This window comes from Halomonas sp. DP1Y21-3, from assembly GCF_019801245.1.
Lineage (GTDB): Bacteria > Pseudomonadota > Gammaproteobacteria > Pseudomonadales > Halomonadaceae > Halomonas > Halomonas litopenaei.
This window is the reverse complement of record NZ_JAHVJM010000004.1, coordinates 337,744-362,201: the sequence shown is the minus strand read 5'-3', so window position 1 is coordinate 362,201 and position 24,458 is coordinate 337,744. Positions and strand designations below refer to the sequence as shown.

Annotated in this window: 23 protein-coding genes and 1 tRNA gene; 6 read left to right on the top strand and 18 right to left on the bottom strand. The window is 66.4% G+C overall.

The genetic code is table 11. The features are described 5' to 3' along the window. Window positions 1-89: 89 nt before the first annotated feature. Complete coding sequence (locus KUV74_RS13795) at window positions 90-689, top strand: HD domain-containing protein (RefSeq protein ID WP_231498651.1); 600 nt, start codon at window positions 90-92, stop codon at window positions 687-689. A gap of 47 nt (window positions 690-736) precedes the next feature. On the opposite strand, the gene KUV74_RS13790 is transcribed toward KUV74_RS13795, so the two are convergent. The 10 genes from KUV74_RS13790 to bioB form a co-directional block, all read right to left on the bottom strand. Beyond that, the gene (locus KUV74_RS13790; protein WP_249742712.1) at window positions 737-2,323 is read right to left on the bottom strand and encodes an SLC13 family permease; all 1,587 of its coding nucleotides are present in this window, start codon (window positions 2,321-2,323) and stop codon (window positions 737-739) included. A 222-nt stretch (window positions 2,324-2,545) separates the two neighbouring features. After that, window positions 2,546-3,271 (bottom strand): hypothetical protein, encoded by a 726-nt coding sequence (locus KUV74_RS13785; protein ID WP_222516605.1) that lies wholly within the window; start codon window positions 3,269-3,271, stop codon window positions 2,546-2,548. Between the two features lie 153 nt (window positions 3,272-3,424). Further along, entirely contained in the window at window positions 3,425-4,552 is a 1,128-nt protein-coding gene (locus KUV74_RS13780; RefSeq protein WP_108132881.1) for an HlyD family secretion protein, read from the bottom strand. Continuing rightward, window positions 4,552-4,956, bottom strand: a complete 405-nt coding sequence (locus tag KUV74_RS21090; RefSeq protein ID WP_222516604.1) for a DUF3302 domain-containing protein — start codon at window positions 4,954-4,956, stop codon at window positions 4,552-4,554. Before KUV74_RS21090 ends, KUV74_RS13780 begins: the two co-directional genes overlap by 1 nt. 268 nt (window positions 4,957-5,224) lie before the next feature. Then, a tRNA-Leu gene (locus tag KUV74_RS13770) sits at window positions 5,225-5,309 on the bottom strand. A 150-nt stretch (window positions 5,310-5,459) separates the two neighbouring features. Beyond that, a complete protein-coding gene (gene bioD / locus KUV74_RS13765) occupies window positions 5,460-6,152 on the bottom strand; it encodes a dethiobiotin synthase (protein ID WP_124803756.1) in 693 nt (230 codons plus the stop codon). Window positions 6,153-6,236: 84 nt separating this feature from the next. Then, window positions 6,237-7,229, bottom strand: a complete 993-nt coding sequence (locus KUV74_RS13760; RefSeq protein ID WP_222516603.1) for a methyltransferase domain-containing protein — start codon at window positions 7,227-7,229, stop codon at window positions 6,237-6,239. Further along, window positions 7,226-8,128, bottom strand: a complete 903-nt coding sequence (locus tag KUV74_RS13755; RefSeq protein ID WP_222516602.1) for an alpha/beta fold hydrolase — start codon at window positions 8,126-8,128, stop codon at window positions 7,226-7,228. Before KUV74_RS13755 ends, KUV74_RS13760 begins: the two co-directional genes overlap by 4 nt. Next, entirely contained in the window at window positions 8,125-9,297 is a 1,173-nt protein-coding gene (bioF, locus tag KUV74_RS13750) for an 8-amino-7-oxononanoate synthase (RefSeq protein WP_222516601.1), read from the bottom strand. The genes KUV74_RS13755 and bioF overlap by 4 nt, the downstream gene beginning before the upstream one ends. Before the next feature lie 63 nt (window positions 9,298-9,360). Further along, a complete protein-coding gene (gene bioB, locus KUV74_RS13745) occupies window positions 9,361-10,455 on the bottom strand; it encodes a biotin synthase BioB (RefSeq protein WP_045993967.1) in 1,095 nt (364 codons plus the stop codon). Window positions 10,456-10,515: 60 nt separating this feature from the next. Here bioB and KUV74_RS13740 point away from each other — a divergent pair, with 60 nt between their 5' ends. Both KUV74_RS13740 and KUV74_RS13735 read left to right on the top strand, forming a co-directional pair. Continuing rightward, window positions 10,516-11,328 (top strand): ComF family protein, encoded by an 813-nt coding sequence (locus KUV74_RS13740; RefSeq protein WP_222516600.1) that lies wholly within the window; start codon window positions 10,516-10,518, stop codon window positions 11,326-11,328. A 51-nt stretch (window positions 11,329-11,379) separates the two neighbouring features. Beyond that, window positions 11,380-12,372, top strand: a complete 993-nt coding sequence (locus KUV74_RS13735; RefSeq protein ID WP_222516599.1) for a serine/threonine protein kinase — start codon at window positions 11,380-11,382, stop codon at window positions 12,370-12,372. A gap of 46 nt (window positions 12,373-12,418) precedes the next feature. Here the strand turns inward: KUV74_RS13735 and KUV74_RS13730 are convergent, their stop codons facing one another. Beyond that, a complete protein-coding gene (locus tag KUV74_RS13730) occupies window positions 12,419-13,000 on the bottom strand; it encodes a hypothetical protein (RefSeq protein ID WP_108132873.1) in 582 nt (193 codons plus the stop codon). A 458-nt stretch (window positions 13,001-13,458) separates the two neighbouring features. On the opposite strand from KUV74_RS13730, the gene folE reads away from it, so the two are divergent. The 3 genes from folE to KUV74_RS13715 all read left to right on the top strand — a co-directional run bounded on the left by folE (window position 13,459) and on the right by KUV74_RS13715 (window position 16,111). Beyond that, window positions 13,459-14,016, top strand: coding sequence for a GTP cyclohydrolase I FolE (folE, locus tag KUV74_RS13725; protein WP_045993969.1), 558 nt, complete (start codon window positions 13,459-13,461; stop codon window positions 14,014-14,016). 85 nt (window positions 14,017-14,101) lie between these two features. Continuing rightward, a complete protein-coding gene (gene folX, locus KUV74_RS13720; RefSeq protein ID WP_045993970.1) occupies window positions 14,102-14,521 on the top strand; it encodes a dihydroneopterin triphosphate 2'-epimerase in 420 nt (139 codons plus the stop codon). 129 nt (window positions 14,522-14,650) lie between these two features. Continuing rightward, window positions 14,651-16,111 carry an NAD-dependent succinate-semialdehyde dehydrogenase gene (locus KUV74_RS13715; protein WP_045993971.1) on the top strand — a complete coding sequence of 487 codons (1,461 nt, stop codon included), beginning with the start codon at window positions 14,651-14,653 and terminating at the stop codon, window positions 16,109-16,111. Window positions 16,112-16,291: 180 nt separating this feature from the next. Here the strand turns inward: KUV74_RS13715 and purH are convergent, their stop codons facing one another. The 7 genes from purH to dsbD all read right to left on the bottom strand — a co-directional run bounded on the left by purH (window position 16,292) and on the right by dsbD (window position 24,455). Beyond that, window positions 16,292-17,872: a bifunctional phosphoribosylaminoimidazolecarboxamide formyltransferase/IMP cyclohydrolase gene (gene purH, locus KUV74_RS13710; protein WP_222516598.1), complete on the bottom strand. Its 1,581-nt coding sequence runs from the start codon at window positions 17,870-17,872 to the stop codon at window positions 16,292-16,294. Window positions 17,873-17,950: 78 nt separating this feature from the next. Further along, entirely contained in the window at window positions 17,951-18,283 is a 333-nt protein-coding gene (fis, locus tag KUV74_RS13705) for a DNA-binding transcriptional regulator Fis (RefSeq protein WP_045993973.1), read from the bottom strand. Further along, window positions 18,280-19,347, bottom strand: a complete 1,068-nt coding sequence (gene dusB / locus KUV74_RS13700) for a tRNA dihydrouridine synthase DusB (protein ID WP_222516718.1) — start codon at window positions 19,345-19,347, stop codon at window positions 18,280-18,282. The genes fis and dusB overlap by 4 nt, the downstream gene beginning before the upstream one ends. Before the next feature lie 146 nt (window positions 19,348-19,493). After that, the gene (gene prmA, locus KUV74_RS13695) at window positions 19,494-20,411 is read right to left on the bottom strand and encodes a 50S ribosomal protein L11 methyltransferase (protein ID WP_222516597.1); all 918 of its coding nucleotides are present in this window, start codon (window positions 20,409-20,411) and stop codon (window positions 19,494-19,496) included. Between the two features lie 86 nt (window positions 20,412-20,497). Further along, window positions 20,498-21,838, bottom strand: coding sequence for an acetyl-CoA carboxylase biotin carboxylase subunit (accC, locus tag KUV74_RS13690; RefSeq protein WP_045993975.1), 1,341 nt, complete (start codon window positions 21,836-21,838; stop codon window positions 20,498-20,500). A 46-nt stretch (window positions 21,839-21,884) separates the two neighbouring features. After that, a complete protein-coding gene (accB, locus tag KUV74_RS13685) occupies window positions 21,885-22,355 on the bottom strand; it encodes an acetyl-CoA carboxylase biotin carboxyl carrier protein (protein WP_045993976.1) in 471 nt (156 codons plus the stop codon). A gap of 180 nt (window positions 22,356-22,535) precedes the next feature. After that, window positions 22,536-24,455, bottom strand: a complete 1,920-nt coding sequence (gene dsbD, locus KUV74_RS13680) for a protein-disulfide reductase DsbD (RefSeq protein ID WP_315900807.1) — start codon at window positions 24,453-24,455, stop codon at window positions 22,536-22,538. Window positions 24,456-24,458: the final 3 nt, after the last annotated feature.

Here is a 24,458-nt window from a genome sequence, read left to right as displayed (position 1 = left end):
GCGGCCGAGGCCTCAATCAGCAAAAGGTGCTGGACCGGCAATGGGCCCGACCGGGGCGCACGATAAAGACACGACACGGGAGCGACAGCGTGGACACACCCTCCAGCGACGCAAGCGAGATCTCGGGCATCGACACCGTGGAGGCGGCGCGGCTCTTCGCCACGGCGGCTCACGGCGCCATCGGTCAGCGGCGCAAGTACCTGGACACCCCCTACATCGAGCATCCCGCCGCTGTGGCCGCGCTGGTCAGCCGCCACTGCCCCGGCGACCCCGCCATGGTTGCCGCCGCCTGGTTGCACGATGTGCTGGAGGACACCCAGGTGACGGCCCAGACACTGGGCGACAACTTCGGGGAAGAGGTGACCGCGCTGGTGTTGGCGCTAAGCGATCTCGAAGGGCCTGAGGTGGGCAACCGCGCCGTGCGCAAGCGCTTGGCGCTGGAGCGTCTGGCACAAGCCGGCGCCCGCGCCCAGACCATCAAGTACGCCGACCTGATCCACAACACCGGCTCTATCGTCGAGCATGACCCGGGATTTGCACGCCTCTATCTGAAGGAAAAGCGAGCCCTGCTCGAGGCCATGACCGAGGGGGAGGTCGGCCTTCGTCGCCTGGCCTGGGAGGTGCTTGAGCAGGCCGAGGCTCGTCTTCGACAGCGCCGACAACAGGGAGAGAGCCCCACCGGCAGGTGAGGCTCCCGGTTCCTCCTGCCCTTCAATCCGAGCCCTTTCGGACCGGCCTAGAATTGCAGACCCAGGGCCAGCCCTCCGAGTACGTAGCAGAACAGGGTGATCAGGGCGACGCCGATCACGTTGAGCACGATCCCGCCACGGGCCATCTGCGAGATGGTGACGGCGCCGGAGCCGAACACGATGGCGTTGGGCGGCGTGCCGACCGGCAGCATGAAGGCGCAGGTCGCGGCGAAGGCGGCAGGTATCAGCAGCGTCATGGCGTCGGCGCCAATGCCGACGGCGACCCCGCCCAGCACCGGGATGAAGGTCGCGGCGGTGGCAGTGTTGGAGGTGATCTCGGTAAGAAACAGCACGATGGTGGTCACCGCCACCACCAGCGCCACCATCGGCAGCGCTCCCAGCGCGCTGACCTGTTCGCCGAACCAGCCGTCGAGCCCTGACGCTGCCACCGCGCTGGCCAGCGACAGACCGCCGCCGAACAGCAGCAGTACGCCCCAGGGCAGGCCATCCTCGGCGTCCTGCCAGTCCAGCACCATGTCGCCCTTGGCGTTGCCCGGCAGGAAAAACAGCACGATACCGGCGCCGATGGCGATGGCGGTGTCATTCAAGGCGTCAAGGAACGAAAACCAGTCGCCAATCAGCGGCAGGCTGGCGATCAGCCCCGGCACCACCCACAGAAAGGCCGCACCGGCGAACACGAACATCACCATGCGCTCGCCCTGGCCGAGCGGTCCCAGGTGATCGAGCTGGTCTTCGATCATCGCCTTGCCGCCGGGAATCTCATCGAGCTTGAAGCGATAGAGCACCCGGGTCATGAGTACCCAGCCGATCAGGATAAAGGTCAGCGCCAGTGGCAGACCGACCATCATCCACTGCAGGAACCCGATGTCCCGGCCCAGTTCGTCGGCGGCGTAGCCGGCGACGATGGCGTTGGGGGGAGAGCCCAGCAGGGTGCCGAGCCCGCCCATGGACGCCGACCAGGCGATGGCCAGTACCAGGCAGACACCGAAGCTGCGGATGTTGTCATCCTTGATGATGTCCGAGACGCGGCCGCCCTTGTGCAGGTCTTCTCCGACCGCGTCACTGTCCTGTGAGCTCGAGCGTTCCACCACCAGGGTCAGCACCGACAGCGCAATCGGCAGCATCATCAGGGTGGTGGCGGTGTTGGACACCCACATGGACAGAAAACCGGTGGCCAGCATCATGCCGAGCACGATACGACGAGGTTCGACCCCGACGCGATGCAGGGTGGTCAGGGCGATACGCCGGTGCAGTTGCCACTTTTCCATGGCGATGGCGATCAGGAAGCCACCGAGAAATAGAAACACGATGGAGCTGGCGTAGGGAGCGGTGGCCTCGGACACCGAGCGTTCGGTCAGCATGGGAATCAACACGATGGGCAGCAGCGAGGTGACCGACAGCGGGATCGCCTCGGTCATCCACCAGATCGCCATCAGGGTGCCGATGGCGGCCACCCAGCGGGCATCTGGCGACATCGACTCGGCACCCCCAAGGGCCACCCAGACCATGGCCGCACCGGCCAGCCCGAAGGCCCGCAACGACCAGATCAGCCGAGGCGAGCGTCCGCCGCTGTCGCTGTCAACGTCCTGTTGTTGTGTAAGTGACTCTGCCATGGGGCCTCCCGCCGATCGCGAAGATGGATGTGACACTGCGGTGATGTACCGCCATCTCAGCGTAGACGAGGGCCAGGGACGCCGAGTTTGGGGGCCGACGTCGGGGAACAGGATGGAGCGAACCGGCACAGCCTGATCGGTCATTCGCTCGGGCGGGGACCAGGTGGCGAGAGGCGAGAGGCGAGAGGTGAGAGACGAGAAGCGAGAGGCTGTCTGCGGACCTCAGACAACGGCGTCAGACGGGGCTTTTGGGGTGACGTCATCGAGCCGATGGTAACTGGCCAGCAGGCGGCGGCTGACGCGAACATTGTTGTGAAGCCGCTGTCTGTCGTCATTGGACGTCGACGCCTCGCCTTGGCGCTCGAGACAGGCTTCGGCCCGATCCAGCAGCTCGCCAAGCTGGGCGGGAGTAAAGTCGTGGCCCGATGATGTCCGTTGTGACGCTGGCAGGGAGGCGTTCTGAGGCAGCAGTTCCACGATGCGGTGGTACTGGCTATGCAGCAGACGATGGAGGGCGCGGGCGAGTTCCTGTGACAGGTCGGCCTGAAGGCCTTCGGTAGCGACCTTGTCGTCAAGTTCCAGCAGTGCCGGTACACGGGGATCGACGCCGTGGATGGCGTGTTCGCCTTCGGGGTGCTTCAGCGTCAGCGGTATCAGCATGCGGTAGAGATGAAGGCGGTCGCGCTCCAGCGATTTGCGCGTGGCGTCGGCCTCCTGGCTCAGGCGGTTGAACTTGACCTGGGCGCCGAGGGCGTTGATCTGACTGACCGAACGGGAATAGCCGATCACCAGCGCGCTGACGAGACCCAACGAGAACAGCGATACCGCTGCACCTCCGTTGACGTCGTCGCGACTGTCCAGCAGCCAATAGCTCAGAGCGGCGCTGGCGATGACGATCACCAGTGCCACCCAGGTATTGGTGCGCGTTGATTCCTTCTTGCTGTGCATCCTTGCCCCCCGCCCCCAGCCACCTGGTGTGCCTTTCGTCGGGTACACCAGGAAAGGCTGGGTGCTGTCTGTCGCTCCCTGGTTCGCCACGCTGGGCGAACCTGACTGGGGCCAGCCTAGCAGCGGGTCAGCGTCGGCGAAACGCCTGTCGACTCAGTGGTCGATGTAGACATAGTGCTGCCAGCCGAGCATGCGCAACAGCACCTTGCGCATGATGGCGACGTGGTGGAAGTGCTCGGTGTAGACCGCTGCCTGGGCGCCGATGCCCAGCGGCATGTCCGGCATATCCTGGCCCGGGGCGAGCTTCAGGGTCACCAGCGCAGGGGCGTCGGTCCTGGCGAAGGCGTCGGCGCCCAGCAGTCGATCACCGGCGGCGACCTGGGACTCGGCGATGGCCGGCAGCACCTCGATGACTTCGGCGGCGAACACCTGGCCCGGCAGGGCGGTGAAGGTCAGTTCGGCCTCGTCGCCTGGCTGGATGCGGTTGAGCGCCTGCTGGCGGAAGGCGCCGGTAAAGCGGCCGGGTTCGTCATGCACGAAGACCCCCAGTGGCTTTAGCGGCAGCGGTACCGCCATCATTCCCGGGCGCACCGCGAGCTGTGTCAGAAAGCCGTCCGTGGGAGCGCGGATGACCGTGTTTTGCAGATCATATTGTGCCTCGGCCAGTTGGGCGCGCTTGGCGACGACCAACGGGTCCTCGTCGTCGCCGTCGGGGCGCTGTTCGGCGCGGGCCCGCTCGAGGGCGGCCTCGGCCTGGGCGACACGTGCAGCCGCGGTCTGGGCATTCTGGGAGGCTTCGTCGATCTGCTGCCGGCTGAAGGCCGAGGAGGCGGCCTGATAACGTGCCAGGGTCCGACTGGCCTGATCTCTATCGGCCTGGGCCGCCACCAGGTTGGCCTCGGCCTCGGCAACGCCGGCACTGCGACTGTCGGAATTGCGCAGGGCGTCTTCGAGCTCCGCCGTCAGCCGCTCTACACGGGACTCGAACTGGGTGGCGTCCAGGATGAACAGCGGGGTACCGGCCTCGACCAGGGTGTTGGGGTCGACCTCGACGGAGCTGACCCGGGCCCGGACCTCGGATACCAGCGGCGTCACCGCGTAGGCCTGGCGAACCTGGCGGGTAAAGGGATGGTTGTAGTTCATCAGCAGCACCAGGGTCGCGACCACGATGATGCCGCCGAGTACCGCAGTGGGGACCGTCCACTTGTTGAGCGGGATGCGGAAGATCTTGAACACGGCGATACACAGCGCCGCATAGGTCAGCACGATAAGCAGATCCATCAGTCCTGACCTCCCTGGGTATTGCCGGACGTAGATTGGGCGCGAGCCGGTTGCTCGGCCTGGAGCGACGGCGCTGAGGCCTCCTGGGCGTCGAGTCGCTGGCGCAGGTGGTCGAGTTCGAGGCGTAACTCGTCGATCTCGCTGCGCTCTCGCGCCTGTTCTTCCTCGATCTGCTTGAAGCCCCAGCCGCGATCCGGCCGGTAGAGGGTGGCCCAGATCCACAGGAAGGGCCACAGCACATGCAGGGTGAACAGGCTGACCCAGCCGGCGACGTGGATCGCGTCCTGGTGCGGATGGTCGCGCTTCTTGGCGATACCGTAGGGGATGTCGTGGATGACGATGACACCGTAGAACAGGGTCAACACCACGAAGCACAGGATGCCGAGGGCAAAGTAGTTCAGCATGCAATGACCTTTTTTCGCGGACCTGCGCAACGTGCGAGGTCGATTTCAATCATGGAACATGCATGTAACGATAGCAGGATCGAGCCCTGACAAAGCCAACGGATGCTTAGGCGGCGTCAACGGGGAGCTAGGCGTGTCGAAGCTAGGGCGCGTCGAGGCTAGGGCGTGTCGAAGCAAGGGCCAGGGGCCGAGCCGACAGGAGGAAGGTCAAGAAGAATGCTGGACCTGAGGTCGAATGAAGTGTGCTCGCTCGACGGGTCCGAAAAGATGGTGCGGATGGGGAGACTCGAACTCCCACGCGCTAAGGCACTAGAACCTAAATCTAGCGTGTCTACCAATTCCACCACATCCGCACGCGGGGTAGGCGGGGCATATTTTACGTTGCCGGCCTGGCAAGTCAAACACTTCCGTGAGGTGCGCTCGCTTCGATCGAGCCAGGGCCCCGCTATCCGCCCGGACGCTTCGAGCGGCTCGGGGGCGGGGCTGAGGCTTGTGAGGTCGAGCTATGGCAGCGAAAGATGATCGGCGGCTTGATCGGCCAGTGCCCGATGGTCGCTGCCATCGAGGCGAGGAATGATGCCGAGGCAGGGCCCCGGCAGCCTGGCTTTCAGGTGATCGAGGTTGTCCCGGTAGAGGGTTTCATCTTCGGCGAAGCCGGGATCGACAAGGTTGCCGATCCAGCCGGCGCAAGTGACGCCATCTGCCTTGAGGGCTTCGGCGGTCAGCAGGGCGTGGTTCAGGCAGCCGAGTTTCAGTCCCACCACCAGGATCACCGGAAGCTGAAGGCGTGTGGCGAGCCCCGCCAGGTCCTCCTGGTCGTTGAGCGGGACCCGGTAGCCGCCTGCGCCCTCGACCAGGATCAGATCACGGGGGAGCTCAAGGCTTCCCCCCAGCGTGTGGCAGAGCCTGTCGAGGGACAGGTCCACGCCGGCATAGCGAGCCGCCAGGTGTGGCGCGATGGGGGGCGCGAAGGCGAACGGATTGATGTCGTCATAGGGTACAGACGGCACGCTCTGGGCCTGCAGGGTCAGGGCGTCGATATTACGCAGTCCCTCGGCGGTGGACTCACACCCCGAGGCGATCGGTTTGAGGCCGAGGGTGGTCTGGCCCTGGCGGCGTGCCAGGGCCAGCAGGCCGGAGCTTGCCAGGGTCTTGCCGGCGTCGGTGTCGGTGCCGGTCACAAAGTAGCTTGGCATGGCGAGTGCGGGATCCTGTGCTGCAAGTTTGGTGGCGGTGAAACGACGATGGGGCACCTCACTCAGGGGCGCGGTGGTCAGGCGTCAGCGATCGAGAATCAACGTCAGCCGCTGGTAGGTCACCGGTAGTCCTTCGGGTCTGCGCAGGTATTCATAGCGGGCCCGCGCCTGTCTTATATCCTGACGGCTCAGCCGGGCGCCGGGACGGGCGACCTGGGCGCCGACGCCCTTGACCGAGGCCATCACGGCGTCCAGGTCCGGGTAGTAGAAGCGCTCGGCACGCTGCTCGAAGGCGGTGGCGGCCCAGGGGCGGGAAAGCACCGCGCGCCGGTGGTCGTCGAGGCTTGCGAAGTCCAGCACTCCACTGGCCTTGCCCGGTTGACGCCAGACCTGGCCGATCTCTGCCAGGGTGCCGGGCAGCAGGGTGTTGAGTACCGCCCGTCCCCCAGGCGCCAGGACGCGATGGAGTTCCGCCAGCACCTGCTCCAGGTCGGGACACCACTGGATGGCCAGATTGGATATCGCCAGGTCGAGACTGGCATCGGCCAGCGGCAGCGCCTGGGCGTCGGCGCAGACCCAGGCGCACGCCGTGGCGCGCGGATGAGGTGATGCCTCTTGTCGACGTGGCTCGGTGCCTCGGTCGTCCTGGGCTATTCGGTCCGGTGTCTGTTGGGTCGGTGTCTGTTGGGCCGGAGTCTGTTGGGTCGGTGTCTGTTGAACCAGTGTCTGGCGAGCCTGTTCCAGCATCGCCGCGGACAGATCCAGCCCCAGCACGCTGGCGTCAGGGTAGCGCTCGGCCACTCTTCGGGTCAGGTCGCCGGGCCCGCAACCCAGATCGAGGATCCGCTCGGCGTGATCTGGCAGGTGGGGCCACAGCGTCTCGGCCATGGCCATCTGGGCGCGCGCCAGTTCTCGGTAGCGCGGGGCCGCCCGCGAGAACGCCCGGGCGACCCGCCGCTGCCAGTCACCGGGTGTGCCATCGGGCGCTGCGGAGACGCCCCTCTGGTCCGGCGCGTCCGTGGCCGTGTCGCTGGAGCGCGCGGGCTCGAGCTGGCGCTGCACTAGCGGAGCGTTCATGGCGTCACCTCGTCAAACCCCTGGACTTCGCGGTCACCATAGTGAGGCCCGCGGCGGCTGGTGGGTGCCTTTCCTTTATCTAGCATGCGCAAGGCGTGGCGCTGAATCGCCTCGGCCAGACGGGCCGGCTGGCTCAGCATCGGGCAGTGCCCGGCGCCTTCGATACGCTCGTCCATGGCCGCGCGTACGGCAGGGGCCAGCAGGGGGTCCGTTGCACCGCACAGGGACGTGACGGGGACGGGAGTTGCATTATCCGTCGCTTGGCTTGAGACATGGCCTGGCACGCCGCCAAGCAGGTCACCGATATCGGCGCTTGCCAGGGTGGCGAGGCCCTGCTCCAGTGTGGCGTGATCGGCGCCGATGTCAGGCGTCAGCAGGGTGCGCAGCCGGCGCAGGGCGTCACGGGGCGAGGGCTCGCCGGACAGCTGCCAGCGCAGGAAATGCTCTCTGGCCCTGGTCGGGTTGCGGCGGAAGGCGGCGCGAAAATCAGCCAGCGCGGACATTGTCACCCCGTTCGGGTGACAGAAGGTCGGGCCCATGCCGAGCAGCACCAGGCCATCGGGGGCGGGCAGGTGTCGGGTCAGCGCGGCGGCCTGCAACGCACCGAGCGACCAGCCCACCCAGATGACCGGCTCGCCGTCGCGGGACGACAGGGACGGCCCCATGGCCTTCGCCAGCGTCTGAATGCCAGAGGACGGGTGTGCCTGCTGCTGGAAAAGCCCCGTGTCTGCGTCTGAGGCGTCTGCGTCCGAGACACCTGCGTCTGCAAGCGTGGGCCTGCCGCCTATCCCAGGCCAGTCGATTGCCTCCACCGTCACCGAGGTTCCCCAATGGCTCGCCAGCGGTGACCAGATTCTGGCGTCGATGGCCCAACCGGACAGCAGAACCAGCCGGATCATCGGGATGCCCCTGCGCAGGTGGCCGACTCCTGCTTCTGGCAGGTCAAGAGCGCCTCGAGCAGACGGTCGATGTCGTGGTCGTCATGGGCGGCGCTCAGGGTGACACGCAGCCTTGAGGCGCCGGCGGGGACCGTCGGCGGGCGAATGGCGCCCACCCGAATGCCGGCGTCCTCGAGGGTACTGGCCCAGTCCAGGGTGCGCTGCTCATCACCGAGCAGGATCGGCTGGATGGGGGTGGCCGACGCCATCAGCGGCAGCTTCAGGCTGGTGGCCTCGCGGCGGAATCGCGCGATCAGCCCATCGAGATGGCGGCGACGCTCGGGTTCGCCGGCCAGTATCTCGAGAGACTGTAGTGTCGCCGCCGCCACCGGCGGGGGTAGGGCGGTGGTGTAGATGTAAGGGCGGGCGAACTGGATCAGATGCTCGATCAGGGCGTCATCGCCGGCGACGAAGGCACCGGCGGTGCCGAGCGCCTTGCCCAGGGTGCCGACCAGCACGGGGACCCGCTCGCAGCCCAGCCGTCGCCCGACGCTACCGTCGCCGTTTTCGCCCAGCACGCCGATGCCGTGAGCATCGTCGATCATCAGCCAGGCGCCGTGGCGCCGGCTGAGCTCGGCCAGGCCGTCGACGTCGGCGCAGTCCCCGTCCATGCTGAAGACACCGTCGCTGATGACCAGGCGGCGGCTGGCGTCCGGCACCCGATCCAGCAGGCGCGCCAGGTCATCAAGGTCGTTGTGGTGATAGCGCCGTGAGCGGGCGCCGGACAGCCGGGCACCGTCGATCAGGGAGGCGTGATTCAGCCGGTCCTGCAGAAGATGCACGCCGCTGTCGCAGAGCGCCTGTATCACCCCCAGGTTGGCCATGTAGCCGGTGGAGAACAGCAGCGCCCGGGGGCGTCCGGTGAGGCGTGCCAGGGCTTCTTCGAGTGCCTCGTGCACCGTGCTGTGTCCGGTGACCAGATGTGAGGCACGGGCCCCGGTGCCGAAGCGCCGCGCACCATCGGCGGCGGCCTCGGCCAGACGCGGGTCAGCGGCCAGACCGAGATAGTCATTGCCGGCCATGTCGAGTCGCTGCGCGTCCTGCCGATGGACACGGCGCTGGCGCCAGCGATGCGCCTCGTGGCGTGCCTGGGCACTCTGGCGCAGGTGGGAATGCCAGTCTGCGCTCATGGGGTGGGCTCCCGGCGGGGACGCACCGCACTAGCGCAGGGCTGGCAGCGGGCGCACATGGGGCTAGACCGCAGCGTCATAGAACTGGGCGCTGCTGGCTTCCCTGGCCTGGCGCTCGATCTGCCGGGCCAGGACCTGTTCGCGTTCGTCGTCACTGGCACAGGTGTCGCGACGTTCCGGATGCAGGCCAAGCTTGTCGAACAGCGCGCGGTCGCGCTCGACCTGTGGGTTGCCGGTGGTCAGCAGGGTGTCGCCGTAGAAGATCGAGTTGGCGCCGGCCATGAAGGCCAGTGCCTGGGTCGACTCGTCCATTTGCTCCCGCCCGGCGGACAGTCGCACGTGGCTCTTCGGCATCATGATGCGGGCCACCGCGATGGCGCGCAGGTACTCGATGGGGTCGAGGTCCTCGACGTCCTCCAGGGGCGTGCCGGGGACCTTGACCAGCATGTTGATCGGTACCGACTCCGGGTGCGGTGACAGGTTGGCCAGCTGCCTGAGCAGTCCTGCGCGATCGCGGGCGGTCTCGCCCATGCCGAGGATGCCGCCGGAGCAGATCTTCATGCCGGCCTGGCGCACATTGCCCAGGGTGTCGAGGCGATCGGCGTAGCTGCGCGTGGTAATGATCTCGCCGTAGTACTCAGGCGAGGTATCCAGATTGTGGTTGTAGTAGTCGAGGCCGGCGTCGGCCAGCTGGTGGGCCTGTGCTTCGTCGACCATGCCGAGGGTCATGCAGGTCTCGAGCCCCAGCGCCTTGACCCTTTTCACCATTTCGATGACCACCTCGAGATCCCGCTGGCGCGGGCTGCGCCAGGCGGCGCCCATGCAGAAACGGCTGGCACCGGCATCGAGTGCGGACTTCGCCTGCTCCACCACCTTTTCGATCTCGAGCAGCTTCTCCTTGTCCAGGCCGGTGTTGTAGTGGCCAGACTGAGGACAGTACTTGCAGTCCTCGGGGCAGGCGCCGGTCTTGATCGACAACAGGGTCGAGACTTGAACGGCGTTGGCATCGAAGTGCTGGCGGTGGACGCACTGGGCCTTGAACAGCAGATCATTGAAGGGCAGGGCGAACAGCGCTTCGATCTCATCGAGCGTCCAGTCGTGACGGGGGGCGGCATCGGCGGCTAGGGTGGAAACTGTGGACGTCGAGTCGGCAGACATGGGTGTCTCGCTATGGTCAACTTTTTAAAATCGGATTGGTTGACGACAAGGATAAGTGGTGTGGCGAAGCTGTCAACCTGCGTGATCGGCAAGGTTGACCATGGCGTGGCGAAACTGATGGCGGATCGCTGCCTGTTCTGCCTGGCGACCCTGGCGCCAGGGCCAGGGCCAGGGCCAGGACCAGGGTTAGGGTCGAGTCACGCGGTGCTTGCTGCGCCGGGTCCTGTGACAATCCTGCTGTGTGATCCCTGCCGCCGAGGGCTTGATCTCAATCGTTGTCCCTGCGAGGGCTGTGGCGAACCCTTGCCCGGGCACCGCTGGCGGCGTCCGGCGGGTGAACGCCTGTGCGGTCGCTGTCTGGTGGAGCCCTTCAGCTTCCATGAGGTGCGGACGCCGCTGATCTACCGCGATGAGATCAGGCGTCTCGTCCAGCGCTTCAAGGCCGAGGCCCATCTGCCTAGCGCCCAGTTGCTGGTCGCACTGTTTCTCGAGTCGTCGCTCGTGGGCGAGAATGGCGTGCCTGACGCTCTGGTCGGGGTGCCGCGTCATCCCGCCAGGGCCAGGCGCTTTGGCTTCGATCAGGGCCAGTGGCTGGCCTGCGAGCTGGGGCGTCGGCTCGGCGTGCCGGTGAGGCGGGCCTGGCGGCGTCGCGATGATCGCCCCCAGCATGAGCTCGGTTCGCGGGCCCGTCGTCGCATCGCGTCGGGCATGTTTGGTATCGCGTCAGGGCTGCCTCGGCACGTGGCGCTGGTCGATGACGTCATGACCACCGGGGCCACCCTTGAGCGGCTGGCGCAGGCCTGTCGCCGGGCGGGGGCACGCCGGGTAGACGCCTGGGCGCTGGCGAGGACGCCGCCACCCTGGCTCTGTTAAGCTCGGCGCCTCTCGCCTCGTTTGATATTTGTGCTTTTATCCGGAGCCCCCATGACCACGACCCCCACGCCCTTCAGTGAACTTTCTCCGCAGCGCGTGGTGGAGGCGATCGAATCACTGGGCTTGTGGCTGCCCGGCGAGCCCTTTGCGCTCAACAGCTACGAGAACCGCGTCTATCTGGTGCAGGACGATGACCGCAAGCGTTGGGTGGCCAAGTTCTACCGCCCTGATCGGTTGAGCGATGAGGCCATCGGCGAGGAGCACGGCTTCCTGCGTGAGCTCGACGATGCCGGGGTGGCGGTGGCGGCCCCCTGGCGCAACGACGCTGGCGAGAGTCTGCACCGGGCGGGGGGCTACCGCGTGGCGCTGTTTCCCCACCTGCCCGGCCAGGCGCCTGAGCTCGAGAACCCCGACCATCTGTTCGCCCTGGGTGAGCTGATAGGACGCGTGCACGAGGTGGGCCGGCGCGGCGAGTTCGCCCATCGCTGTCGGCAGGAGCCCCGCGCCATGGCCGAGCAGGCTCGTCGCACGGTGCTCGAGAGTCCCTGGTTGAGCGAGCGTCAGTGCAAGGCCTACGAGCGCATCTCGCAGCAGTTGATCGAGGCGCTGGCACCACCCGCGGGTGTCAGTGCACCCATGCAGAGGGTTCACGGCGACTGCCACATCGGCAATATGCTGGGGCGGGAGGATCGCTTTGCGCTGGTCGATTTCGACGACGCGATGATGGCGCCGGCGGTACAGGACCTGTGGATGCTGTTCACCGCCCAGGGGCCGGAGGAAAGGGCGATGCAGCTATCGGAGGTGATCGAGGGCTACGAGCAGGTGATCGATTTCGATCGCCAGCAGCTCGCCCTGATCGAACCGCTGCGCGCCTTGAGGTTGATGCGCCATAGCGCCTGGGTGGTGGCGCGCTGGAACGATCCGGCCTTTCCCCGGGCGTTTCCCTGGGTCGCCGACGCCGGCTACTGGGACGAGCACATCCGCCAGCTGGAGCATCAACGCCTGGCCCTGGCGGATTCCGAGCGCTGGCTGGCGGGTGGCTGACAGATGGGGTCTGGCGGACGCCGTGTGCTGTCCGCCATAGGTGCCGCTACTCGGACGGAGTGGTCTGGCTCGACGGGGTGGCCTGCTTGGTTTCGTTGTCGGCGTCTTCGCCACGACGTTCGGCGTTAAGCTGCGCAGACGGGTTGGGCATCTGCTCGATGGCCAGCGGTTCGGTCAGTTCTAGCTGAAACACGCGGTCGGCGTCCAGGCGGCAGCCGCCGTCATCGCAGGCGGCGATGCCGAACTGGCCATCCTCGTCATAGGCGCCGGCGATGAGTTCGCCGGAGTAGATGTGGCTTTCGCCGCCATCGGTCTCGACGCAGGTGAGGGCCTCGGTGGTGATACGCAGGCGTTGGCCATCGCGCTTGGCGTCGCCGACCAGCACGCAGTAGTGGGGCAGGTCGGTGCGTCCCTCGGCATCGGCGGCGGGCTTGAGCATGACATCATCGAGCCGCTGTCCGGCGGAGTCGAGGTCGATGCCTTCGATAATGCTGACATCGATGCGTGCCTGGGCGGGTAGCTCCAGGCTGTCCGCCATAGCGGGCGTCATGCTGGTCAGGGCGCTGAAGGTCAGAATGGCGACGAGGGGCGTGCTGGGCCGGGCAAGCAGGCGGCGAAGGGCAGGCATTGGCGATTCTCGCGATATGGCTGGCGAAATGCGGGCAACAGGACGGGTAGCTGCATGGAGGCATGCCACCGACAGTGTCGCCTGGCACATGGACAACCTGATGACGATAGCACAGGGCTGTCGGGTGGACAGCTATCGCTCTCGTTGCGCGACACTCTGTCACGTACCTCGTCGCGACGGCGGCGGCAATCTCCTCAATCGGCCTTGGCAACGGGCTTTTGCAGCGGGCTGTCGCAAGGGGCTGTCGCAAGATCGGGTGTCGCGCCGATTTCTCGCCAATGATGGGGGGGACGGTGGGCAAAAACGCCAGGCGAACTGCGGAAGGCGACACGCTGCGGTAGACTATCGCTCACGCAATGCAAAAGCTATACTTCCAAAATTCTTTGTACAGGTTTTGTGGAGCCAGGCGGGCCGCCTGGTGTTCGCCCGAGCCGACGACTCCCCTGAAGGGCTGGATCATGACTGACGAACTCGCCAATCACTATCGACACATCATTGAGGAACTGGGCGAAGACCCGGAGCGAGAAGGGTTGGTGGATACGCCCAAGCGCGCCGCCAAGGCCATGCAGTTTCTCAACCGCGGCTACACCCAGTCGCTGGAAGAGATCGTCAATGGTGCGGTGTTTTCGTCCGAGACCGACGAGATGGTGCTGGTCAAGGACATCGAGCTGTACTCCATGTGCGAGCATCACCTGCTGCCCTTCATCGGCAAGTGCCATATCGCCTACCTGCCCAACGGCAAGGTGCTGGGACTGTCCAAGTTTGCCCGGATCGTCGACATGTACGCCCGACGCATGCAGATCCAGGAGAATCTGACCCGTCAGATCGCCGATGCCGTGCTGCAGGTCACCGATGCCCGGGGCGTGGCCGTGGTGGTGGAGGCGCGACACCTGTGCATGATGATGCGAGGGGTCGAAAAGCAGAATTCCAGCATGACGTCCTCGGTGATGCTGGGGGCCTTCCGCGAGAAGCCGAGCACCCGTCAGGAGTTCCTGACGTTGGTCAACAGCCGTTGAGGGGCCGGTTCTACGGCCGCCGCACGAAGCGCTGAAGCCGATGCTTTTCGTTTACCGCTTTCAAGCATGACGCACGGGAGGGGCCATGTCCCTGCATGTACTGGGTGACCAGCATCTGGATCACGACCTTGCCACCATCCGCATCAAGAACCTGCGGTTGAGGACCTTCATCGGCATCAAGGAGGAGGAGATCCTCAATCGCCAGGACGTGGTGATCAATGCGGTGATCCGCTACCGCGCCGACAAGGCGGTGGCGTTCAATCATATCGAACAGGCGCTCAACTACCGCACCATCACCAAGCAGGTGATCGCGCTGGTGGAGGAGAATCGCTTTCAGCTGCTGGAGCGGATGACCCGCGAAGTGCTGGACCTGATCATGAGTCACGAGCAGGTGCTGACCACCCAGGTGGAGATCGACAAGCCCCATGCGCTGCGCTTTGCCGACTCGGTGTCGATCACGCTGTCGGCCTCGAGGGCACCGCGGGATCAGGATTCGGTGAGTTGAGGCGACGGCTTCGAGTTGGCGATCGGCCAGCGGAACGCTTAGCATGAAAGCTATATGGTCGTCGCGCAGTCGCTGAAGCGTCGTCGCCAGTCATTGCAGTTTTCCGTCAAGCCCGAGCCAGGAGCCTTCATGAAAGCCCTTAACGACATGCCGCTGTTTCGCCCCTTTGCCTATATCGACGGAAGCTGGGTGGCGGCCGACAGCGGGGAGCAGATCGACATCGTCAATCCGGCCAGTGGCGAGACCATCGCCCAGGTGCCCCGTCTGGGTCGCGCCGAGACCGAGGCGGCGATCGACGCGGCCGACGCCGCCCTGCCGGCCTGGCGCGCGCTGACGGCCCAGGAGCGGGCAGACATCCTGATGAAGTGGTACGAGCTGATGCTCGAACATCAGGACGAGCTGGCCACCATCATGACCCTCGAACAGGGCAAGCCGCTCAAGGAAGCCGCCGGCGAGATCGTCTACGCTGCCAGCTTTTTGCGCTGGTTCGCCGAGGAAGGACGCCGGGTCTACGGTGAGACCATTCCGGCGGCCAAGGCCAACCAGCGTATCGTGGTGACCAAGCAGCCGGTGGGTGTCTGCGGCGCCATCACGCCCTGGAACTTCCCCGCCGCCATGATCACCCGCAAGGCTGGCGCGGCCCTGGCGGCAGGCTGCACCATCGTGGTCAAGCCGGCCAGTCAGACCCCGCTGTCGGCCACCGCGCTTGCGCTGCTTGCCGAGCGCGCCGGGGTGCCGCGTGGGGTGTTCAACGTGGTGCCGGGGTCGGCCAGCGAGATCGCCGCGGCCCTGACCGAATCACCGGTGGTGCGCAAGATCACCTTCACCGGCTCCACCGAGGTGGGGCGTACCCTGATGTCCCAGGCGGCCCAGCATATCCAGAAGATCTCGCTGGAGCTTGGCGGCAACGCACCTTTCATCGTGTTCGAGGACGCCGATCTGGACGCGGCGGTGGACGGCGCCATGGCGGCCAAGTTCCGCAATGCCGGCCAGACCTGCGTGTGTACCAATCGCTTCCTGGTGCAGTCCAGCGTCATCAACGCCTTCAGCGAGAAGCTGGCGGTGGCCATGAACAGCGAACTGACGGTCGGCGACGGCACCACCGAGGGCGTCAACATCGGACCGCTGATCGACGACAAGGCGGTGGGCAAGGTCAACGAGCATGTCCAGGACGCGGTGGACAAGGGTGCCGAGCTGTGGATCGGTGGCCACCCCCATCCGCTGGGTGGCAACTACTTCACGCCGACCTTGGTCAGCGGTGCCACCAGCGAGATGAAGGTGGCCCGGGAAGAGACCTTCGGTCCGCTGGCGGCGGTATTCCCCTTCGATGACGAGGAGGACGCCATCGAACTGGCCAACGACACCGAGTTCGGTCTGGCGGCCTACTTCTACTCGAAGGACCTGGGCCGGGTGTGGCGAGTGGCCGACGCCCTCGAGTACGGCATGGTCGGCATCAATACCGGCCTGATCTCCAACGCCGCGGCGCCCTTCGGTGGGGTCAAGGCCTCCGGCCTCGGTCGCGAAGGCGGGCACCAGGGCCTGGCCGAGTTCCTCGAGACCAAGTACCTGTGCATCGACCTCGGCGAGTAAGCCTCAGACTGCCGCCATCCTGCAGGTGGCGGCAGCGCGCTCAGCGATAGCACACACACAAGGGCCCCGACGCATGCGTCGGGGCCCTTGTCGTAGATTGGCGCGTAGATTGGCGGGCGGCTCCTGGGTGGGCCAGAACCGGCGGGGCCTGGGGCCCCGCCGTGCCGCCACGCGACCGCGTCAGTGGCGGAAGTGGCGCATACCGGTAAACACCATGGCGATGCCGGCCTCGTTGGCGGCGTCGATGACCTCCTGGTCACGCATGGAGCCGCCGGGCTGGATCACCGCGGTGATGCCGGCGCTGGCGGCGGCGTCGATGCCGTCACGGAAGGGGAAGAAGGCGTCGCTGGCCATCACCGAGCCGGGCACCGAGAGGCCTTCGTCGGCGGCCTTGATGCCGGCGATGCGGGCCGAGTAGACACGGCTCATCTGGCCGGCGCCGACGCCGATGGTCTGGCCTTCCTTGACGTAGACGATGGCGTTGGACTTGACGAACTTGGCGACCTTCCAGGCGAAGGCCAGGTCACGCATCTCCTGCTCCGAGGGCACGCGCTCGGAGACCACTGTCAGGTCGTCGCGGGTGACCGTGCCCAGATCGCGGTCCTGGACCAGCAGACCGCCGGTGACGCGCTTGAGGTCGTGGGCCGGTGCCATCTGGCCGGGCCAGTTGGCGCTGACGTCGAGCAGGCGGACGTTCTTCTTCTCGGCGACGATGGCCTGGGCCTCGTCGCTGACCCCGGGGGCGATGATCACCTCGACGAACTGACGATCGATGATGGCGCGGGCGGTGTCGGCGTCCAGCGGCACGTTGAAGGCGATGATGCCGCCAAATGCGCTGGTGGGATCGGTGGCGAAGGCCTTGTCGTAGGCCGCAAGAGCGCTCTCGCCCACGGCCACGCCGCAGGGATTGGCGTGCTTGACGATGACACAGGCGGTGTCGTCGAAGCTCTTGACGCACTCGAGCGCGGCGTCGGTGTCGGCCACGTTGTTGAACGACAGCGGCTTGCCCTGCAGGGTGACGGCGGTGGAGACGCTGGGTTCGCTGGCGCCTTCTTCCACGTAGAACGCCGCCTGCTGGTGGGGGTTCTCGCCGTAACGCATGGACTGCTTCTTGGTCAGCTGCAGGTTGTAGGTGCGCGGGAAGCCGTCCTCTGCGCCCTCGACCCGACGGCCAAGATAGTCGGCGATGGCACCGTCGTAGCCGGCGGTGTGTTCAAAGGCCTTGACCGCCAGGTCGAAGCGGGTGGCCTGGGCCAGCGCGCCGCTGTTGTCACGCATCTCTGCGATCACCCGGTCGTAGTCGTCGGCGTTGACCACGATGCTGGTGTAGGCATGATTCTTGGCGCAGGCGCGCACCATGGTGGGGCCGCCGATGTCGATGTTCTCGATGGCGTCTTCCAGGCTGCAGTCAGGACGCGCCACGGTGGCGGCAAAGGGGTAGAGGTTGACCACCACCATGTCGATGGGCGCGATGTCATGCTCGGCCATGACCTCGTCGTCCTGGCCGCGACGCCCGAGGATGCCGCCGTGGATCCTGGGGTGCAGGGTCTTGACACGGCCATCCATGATCTCGGGAAACCCGGTGTGCTCGGACACCTCGGTAACGGCGATGGCGTTGTCGGCCAGCAGGCGGTAGGTGCCGCCGGTGGACAGCAATTCGACGCCCATGTCGGCGAGGGCGCGGGCGAAGTCGACGATACCGGTCTTGTCCGACACGCTGATCAGGGCGCGACGAACGGCGAGAGAGGAAGGCTGGGCCATGGGGATGTCTCTGTTGCGAAGGGAAGCGAAGGGCGCCTTGGCGCAGAAAAGGGAGCCGTGGGCTCCCTTGGGGTCGGGTCAGATCAGTTCGTAGTGCTTGAGCTTCTTGCGCAGGGTGCCACGGTTGAGTCCGAGCATCTCTGCGGCACGGGTCTGGTTGCCGTTGGTGTAGACGAGCACCGACGACAGCAGAGGCGCCTCGACCTCGGCCATCACCATGGCGTGGAGGTCGGTGACGGTGCCGCCGTCGAGATGGTCGAAGTAGCGTTCCATGGCGGCGAACACGGCCTCGCGCAGGGGACGTTCGTCACTGGCCTGCGGTGCGGAGGGTGCCAGGCCGTCGAGGCCACGCTGAGAGGTGTCGAGTTTGGAGGCGGACACCGACTGGTCGATGGGTTGCTGGCTGGTCATGCGGCACGGGTTCCATGGTGTGCCACGGCCCTGGCCACGCGCTCGGGGGCGCTGGCGGGGTCGTGACGAAAGAGTTCGTCGATAAAGTCGCGCTGGGCCTGGGTCGAGGTCAGGCCGTTGAAGGTGGCCTTGAGCTGGCGACGGCCATCATCGTCGAGGCGTCGATCGCTGGACAGGTACCAACCCAGATGCTTGCGCGCGATGCGCACGCCCATATGGTCACCGTAGAAGGCGTGCAGGGCATCGAGGTGAGAGCCGAGGACGTCGCGTCGTTCCGCGTCGGAAGGCGCCGGCAGGATTTCGCCATGGCGCAGATAGTGGCTGATCTCGCGGAAGATCCAGGGGTTGCCCTGGGCGCCTCGACCCACCATCACCGCATCCGCACCAGTATAGTCGAGTACACGCCGAGCCTTTTCGGGAGACGTGATATCGCCGTTGGCAAAGACGGGGATGCTGACCCTTGATGCCACCTCGGCGATGGTCTCGTACTCGGCTTCGCCCTGATAGCGTTGCTGGCGATGACGGCCGTGGACGGCCAGCGCCTGGATGCCGGCATCTTCTGCCAGCCGGGCGATGCGCACCGCGTTGTTGGATTCGGCGCACCAGCCGGTGCGGATCTTCAGGGTCACCGGCACGTCGACGGCGGCCACCACCGCATCGAGGATCTCCGCCACCAGCGCCTCGTCCCGCAGCAGGGCAGAGCCCGCGGCCTTGTTGCAGACCTTCTTGGCCGGACAGCCCATGTTGATGTCGATGATCTCGGCGCCCTGTTCGGCGTTGAGGCGGGCGGCGGTGGCCAGCATCTCGGCGTCGCCGCCGGCGATCTGCACCGCCCTGGGACCGGGTTCGCCCCGGTGGTCCATGCGCAGGCGCGACTTGCGGGTGTGCCACAGGTTGGGATCGGAGGTGACCATCTCGCCCACCACCAGTCCCGCGCCCAGGCGACGACAGAGCGCGCGGAAGGGGCGGTCGGTGACCCCGGCCATGGGCGCAAGGATCACCGGGCCGGCCAGCTGATGCGGGCCAATGCAGGTGGTGATGCCTGAATCTTGCTGTTGCACCATGGGGGATCTGGGATCGTGGTCTGACATGGGAGCTGCCGTCGTTCCGGGGCTGCATATCATACGCCTCGAAGCACCGTTGGTGAAGGCGTGTTCGAGACGTTTTAATGCGAAAGGCTGCCCGGTGACAGCCTCTCGTGGCGCGATGTTCAGTCCTTGGTGGGGCGCCGGCCGCTAAGCCGCACCCAGCCTTCACGGACTTCCGGCTCGTCCATGAAAAGTCCCTCGTGGCGGTAGGCGTCGATCACCTCGTCGGCCTGGGCCTCGAGGATGCCAGACAGCGCCAGGCGACCACCGTCGGCGACATGGCCGGCGATGGTCGGGGCCAGTTCCACCAGCGGGCCGGCCAGGATATTGGCCACCACCAGGGCGAAGCGCTCCTCGCCCATCTGCTCCGGGTAGCGCAACGTCAGGCGCGACTCGTCGATGGCGTTGCGCTCGGCGTTGTCACGACTGGCGCTGAGCGCCTGCGGGTCGATGTCGGTGCCGATGGCTCGGGCGGCACCCAGCTTGAGTGCGGCGATGGCAAGGATGCCGGAGCCACAGCCGACGTCGAGCAGTTCGATGCCGTCGAGTTCGCCGTCGAGCGCCAGTCCATCGAGCCACTCGAGACACAGTGCGGTGGTGGGGTGGGTGCCGGTACCGAAGGCCAGGCCCGGGTCCAGATGCAGATTGACCGCGTCATCCTCGGGCGGCTGGTGCCAGCTCGGCACGATCCACAGTCGCTGACCCATGCGCAGGGGGTCGAAGCTGTCCATCCACTCGCGCTCCCAGTCGCGGTCATCGATCAGCTCGTGCTCGATGACCGGGCAGGGCTCGCCGGGCAGGGATTCGGCCCAGGCGGCAGACAGCCGCTCGAGCATGTCCGCCAGACCGTCGAGGTCATCGTAGAGACCGGTGAGAATGGTCTGGTCCCACAGTGGGGTGGTGCCCCGGTCCGGCTCGAACACCGGGTCGTCGTGGGCGTCCTGCAGGGTGATCGCGGTGGCGCCTTCGGCCAGCAGCAGTTCCTCCAGCAGTTCCGCCTGCTGTGGTGGGACCTCGGCCTTGAGTTGAAGCCAGGGCATGGCGGTATTCCTCTTCGGTCTGGTGCAACGTCAACGGGGCGGCCTGGGCCGCCCCGTTGTCACGCTCTTGGTACAAGGCCGCCGTGCTACTGCGCGAGCTTCTTCTCGAGGTAGTGAATATTGACGCCACCCTGCTGGAAGTAGCCGTCGCGCACCAGGTCCTTGTGCAGGTCGGTGTTGGTCTTGATGCCTTCCACCAGCAGCTCGTCCAGGGCGTTGCGCATGCGCGTCAGCGAGGTCTCGCGGTCGGCGCCCCAGGTGATCAGCTTGCCGATCAGCGAGTCGTAGTGGGGCGGCACCGTGTAGCCGGTGTACAGGTGGGAGTCCATGCGCACGCCGAGACCACCCGGAGGATGGTACAGCGTGACCTTGCCCGGAGAAGGCATGAAGGTGCGAGGATCCTCGGCGTTGATGCGGCACTCGAAGGCGTGGCCGTTGAGCTCGACATCTTCCTGGCGGATCGACAGCGGCAGGCCGGAGGCGATGCGCAGCTGCTCGCGCACGATATCCACGCCGGTGACCATCTCGGTGACCGGGTGCTCCACCTGGACCCGGGTGTTCATCTCGATGAAGAAGAACTCACCGTCCTCGTAGAGGAACTCGAAGGTGCCGGCGCCGCGATAGCCGATTTCCACGCAGGCTTCGCGACAGGCTTCCAGCACCTTGGCGCGGGCGTCCGGATCCAGGCCCGGCGCGGGTGCTTCTTCCAGCACCTTCTGGTGGCGGCGCTGCAGCGAGCAGTCGCGGTCATACAGGTGGATGGCATTGCCCTGGCCGTCGGCCAGCACCTGAACCTCGACGTGACGCGGCTTCTCGAGGAACTTCTCCATGTACACGGTGCCGTCGCCGAAGGCCGAGTGGGCCTCGGTGCGGGTTACCGTGACCGCGGAGATCAGGTGGGCTTCGGTGTGCACCACGCGCATGCCACGTCCGCCGCCGCCGGCGGCGGCCTTGATGATCACCGGGTAGCCGATGCGCCGGGCGGTGGCCAGCAGCTCGCCTTCATCGTCGCCCAGCGGCCCGTCGGAGCCTGGCACCGTGGGCACGCCGGCCTTCTTCATCGCTTCGATGGCGCTGACCTTGTCGCCCATCAGGCGAATGGTCTCGGCGCGCGGGCCGATGAAGGTGAAGCCGGAACGCTCGACCTGCTCGGCAAAGTCGGCATTCTCGGAGAGGAAGCCGTAGCCGGGGTGGATGGCGCTGGCGTCGGTCACCTCGGCCGCGCTGATCAGCGAGGGGATATTGAGGTAGGACTGGGCCGAGGAAGCGGGGCCGATGCACACCGCCTCATCGGCGAGCCGCACGTGCATCAGTTCGCGGTCGGCCTTGGAGTGGACCGCAACCGTCTTGATCCCGAGCTCCTTGCAGGCCCGCAGGATGCGAAGAGCGATCTCGCCGCGGTTGGCGATAAGAACCTTGTCCAACATGGTGGTGTCCGCCGAAAGTGAATGATCAGGGAAGACGCAAGTCTTCTCAGGAGATGACAACCAGGGGCTGGTCGAACTCGACGGGCTCGCCGTCCTCGACCATGAAGGCCTCGATCACGCCGTCACGATCGGCTTCGATCTGGTTCATCATCTTCATCGCTTCGACGATGCAGATGGTGTCACCCTTGCGCACGCTGGCGCCGACTTCCACGAAAGGCTTGGCGCCGGGTGCCGGGGAGCGGTAGAAGGTGCCGACCATCGGCGAGACCACGGCCTGGCCCTGGTAGCTCGGGCCGCTGTCGGCGCTGGGTGCGGGAGCTTCGGCCGGGGCCTGGGCAGGTGCGGCCGCCGGTGCAGCGGGTGCGCCCCAGGGTTGGGCGGCGGGTGCCGGCTGCCAGCTGCCACCCTGCGGATGACGGCTGATGCGGACCGATTCTTCACCTTCCTGGATCTCGATTTCGCTGATGTTGGACTCTTCCAGCAGTTCAATCAGCTTCTTGACCTTACGAATATCCATGACGTTGTCTCGATCGTGTGAAGTGTCTACCGGGCGCTGTAAACCCGGTCCAAGTCGTTAGAGATCGCGGCAAGATGGCGGCTCTTGGCGTCTCTATCGTGTCAGAATTCAGAGTAGTGCGGAGTTTGCCGAAAATTGCGAAGGTTGTCCAGCGAGGCCGAACGCTGTTCGCTGTCACCTTCACCCGCTGGTGGTAGCCGCCTGGGCGCCGCCGAGGGCGCGGCTGACTGCGGCGATATGGCCGGCCAGGGCAGCGGCGTCGAGTTCGCCCTGGATACGTGCCTGACGAAGCTCCTGGTCCCCGTCGAAGAACAGAAGACTCGGTGGGCCGAACAGACCCAGATGGTCGAGCACCTCACGACTCACGGCGTTGGTGTCGGTCACATCGACGTCGATCCAGCGGAAGCCGGCGAGGGCCTCGCGTACCCGGGGGTCGGGAAACACCTCGCGCTCCATCACCTTGCAGGAAATGCACCATTCGGCGGTGACGTTGACAAAGGCGGGGGTCGTGGACTCGGCCAGGGCCGCCTGAAGCTGGCCCAGGCTCTCGACGATGCGATCGGGATGGGCCGCCTCGATAGAGCTGCTCGTCGCGCTCATGGGGCCGGCGGCCAGGGGGCGAAGGGGATCGCCACCGCCACGGGCGGCGCCGATGACCAGCGCGATGCCCCACACCAGCAGCACGATACCGGCGCCCTGGCGGACCCGCGGCCAGCCCGGCGTACTCGCCAGATCGAGGGCGCCGAGGGCCAGCGCCGTGCCGATGGCCAGGCCCGCCCACAAAAGCAGGGTGAGCGGGGCCGGGATCAAACGCTCGATCAGCCAGACGGCGACGCCCAGCAGCAGCACACCGAAGGCGATCTTGACCCCGTTCATCCAGGCGCCCGAGCGCGGCAGCAGGGTGGTGCCGAAGCCGCCGACCAGCAACAGCGGGACGCCCATGCCCAGCGCCAGGGCCAGCAGCGCCGCGCCACCGATGACGGCGTCACCGGTAGAAGAGATGAATACCAGGGCGCCGGCCAGCGGTGCCGACACGCAGGGCGAGACCACCAGCACCGACAGCGCGCCGGCCAGCGCCAGACCCAGGGGGCCGCTGCGCTGGGCGCGTGCCTGCCAGGCATCGATGCGTGAGCCCAGCCCCGAGGACAGGCGTAGATTGAAGACCCCGAACATGGCCAGCGCGAACAGGGTGAAGAGGGCGGCGAACACGATCAGTACCGGGGCCGATTGCAGGCGTGCCTGAAGGTTGAGCCCTGCGCCGAACAGCCCCATCAGCACGCCGACCAGGGCGTAGGTGGCGGCCATGCCGGCGACGTAGCTTGCCGAGAGCGCAAAGGCGCGGGGACGGCTGGGGTTCTGACCGACGATGATCGACGACAGGATCGGAATCATCGGCAGCACGCAGGGGGTAAAGGTCAGCCCGAGGCCGGCCACAAAGAACAGTCCGAGCATCAACGGCAGGCTGGCGTCCTGCATCAGGGCGCGGAAGCGGCCGTCTTCGCTGAGCGGCGCTGCATCGACAGAGGCGGCAGGGAGGCTGCCTGCTTGCTGGCTCGTGGGCGGCTGTCCGGCGAGGTCCGCTGGGGTAGCCTGGCCTGCGTTGTCGTTGGCCGTCTGGCCGTCCTCCAGGGCGTCGGCAAAGGCGGCGGGGGGCTCACTCTGGGCGGCGGCCAGCTCAAGCCGTTCCTGGGGGTAGCACAGACCGGCGTCGGCGCAGCCCTGGAACGTCAGGGCGATGTCCAGTGGCCCCTGACGGGTGTCGGCCAGCGGGGCACTGAACACCACTTGATCGTAGAAGACGTTGACGTCGCCGAGAAATTCGTCGGACTTGGCCTCCCCGGGCGGTAGCGACAGCTCACCCAGGGCGTCCGGTTCGCCTGGCAGTTCCAACGAGAAGCGGTGACGATAGAGATAGTAGCCGTCGGCATTTTGCATGCCGATATAGAGCTGATCGCCGTCGTGCCAGGCGCTGGCGGTAAAGGCCTCGTTCACCGGCAGAAACTCGGCGCTGCTCGACGACGAGGAAAAGAACTGGGCCTGGGCCACCCAGGGGGACAGCAGCAGACAGACGAACAGCAAGAGGCGTGTGGCGAAGAACACGTC

What these genes read in the sequence shown, in the direction of transcription:
- accC (WP_045993975.1), bottom strand. Translation starts at nt 21,838, where the DNA reads ATGTTGGACAAGGTTCTTATCGCCAACCGCGGCGAGATCGCTCTTCGC.
- bioB (WP_045993967.1), bottom strand. Translation starts at nt 10,455, where the DNA reads ATGTCTGCCGACTCGACGTCCACAGTTTCCACCCTAGCCGCCGATGCC.
- bioF (WP_222516601.1), bottom strand. Translation starts at nt 9,297, where the DNA reads ATGAGCGCAGACTGGCATTCCCACCTGCGCCAGAGTGCCCAGGCACGC.
- folX (WP_045993970.1), top strand. Translation starts at nt 14,102, where the DNA reads ATGTCCCTGCATGTACTGGGTGACCAGCATCTGGATCACGACCTTGCC.
- accB (WP_045993976.1), bottom strand. Translation starts at nt 22,355, where the DNA reads ATGGATATTCGTAAGGTCAAGAAGCTGATTGAACTGCTGGAAGAGTCC.
- purH (WP_222516598.1), bottom strand. Translation starts at nt 17,872, where the DNA reads ATGGCCCAGCCTTCCTCTCTCGCCGTTCGTCGCGCCCTGATCAGCGTG.
- dusB (WP_222516718.1), bottom strand. Translation starts at nt 19,347, where the DNA reads ATGGTGCAACAGCAAGATTCAGGCATCACCACCTGCATTGGCCCGCAT.
- KUV74_RS13730 (WP_108132873.1), bottom strand. Translation starts at nt 13,000, where the DNA reads ATGCCTGCCCTTCGCCGCCTGCTTGCCCGGCCCAGCACGCCCCTCGTC.
- KUV74_RS13785 (WP_222516605.1), bottom strand. Translation starts at nt 3,271, where the DNA reads ATGCACAGCAAGAAGGAATCAACGCGCACCAATACCTGGGTGGCACTG.
- KUV74_RS13755 (WP_222516602.1), bottom strand. Translation starts at nt 8,128, where the DNA reads ATGATCCGGCTGGTTCTGCTGTCCGGTTGGGCCATCGACGCCAGAATC.
- folE (WP_045993969.1), top strand. Translation starts at nt 13,459, where the DNA reads ATGACTGACGAACTCGCCAATCACTATCGACACATCATTGAGGAACTG.
- KUV74_RS13760 (WP_222516603.1), bottom strand. Translation starts at nt 7,229, where the DNA reads ATGAACGCTCCGCTAGTGCAGCGCCAGCTCGAGCCCGCGCGCTCCAGC.
- KUV74_RS13715 (WP_045993971.1), top strand. Translation starts at nt 14,651, where the DNA reads ATGAAAGCCCTTAACGACATGCCGCTGTTTCGCCCCTTTGCCTATATC.
- KUV74_RS13735 (WP_222516599.1), top strand. Translation starts at nt 11,380, where the DNA reads ATGACCACGACCCCCACGCCCTTCAGTGAACTTTCTCCGCAGCGCGTG.
- KUV74_RS13780 (WP_108132881.1), bottom strand. Translation starts at nt 4,552, where the DNA reads ATGGATCTGCTTATCGTGCTGACCTATGCGGCGCTGTGTATCGCCGTG.
- KUV74_RS13790 (WP_249742712.1), bottom strand. Translation starts at nt 2,323, where the DNA reads ATGGCAGAGTCACTTACACAACAACAGGACGTTGACAGCGACAGCGGC.
- bioD (WP_124803756.1), bottom strand. Translation starts at nt 6,152, where the DNA reads ATGCCAAGCTACTTTGTGACCGGCACCGACACCGACGCCGGCAAGACC.
- KUV74_RS21090 (WP_222516604.1), bottom strand. Translation starts at nt 4,956, where the DNA reads ATGCTGAACTACTTTGCCCTCGGCATCCTGTGCTTCGTGGTGTTGACC.
- fis (WP_045993973.1), bottom strand. Translation starts at nt 18,283, where the DNA reads ATGACCAGCCAGCAACCCATCGACCAGTCGGTGTCCGCCTCCAAACTC.
- prmA (WP_222516597.1), bottom strand. Translation starts at nt 20,411, where the DNA reads ATGCCCTGGCTTCAACTCAAGGCCGAGGTCCCACCACAGCAGGCGGAA.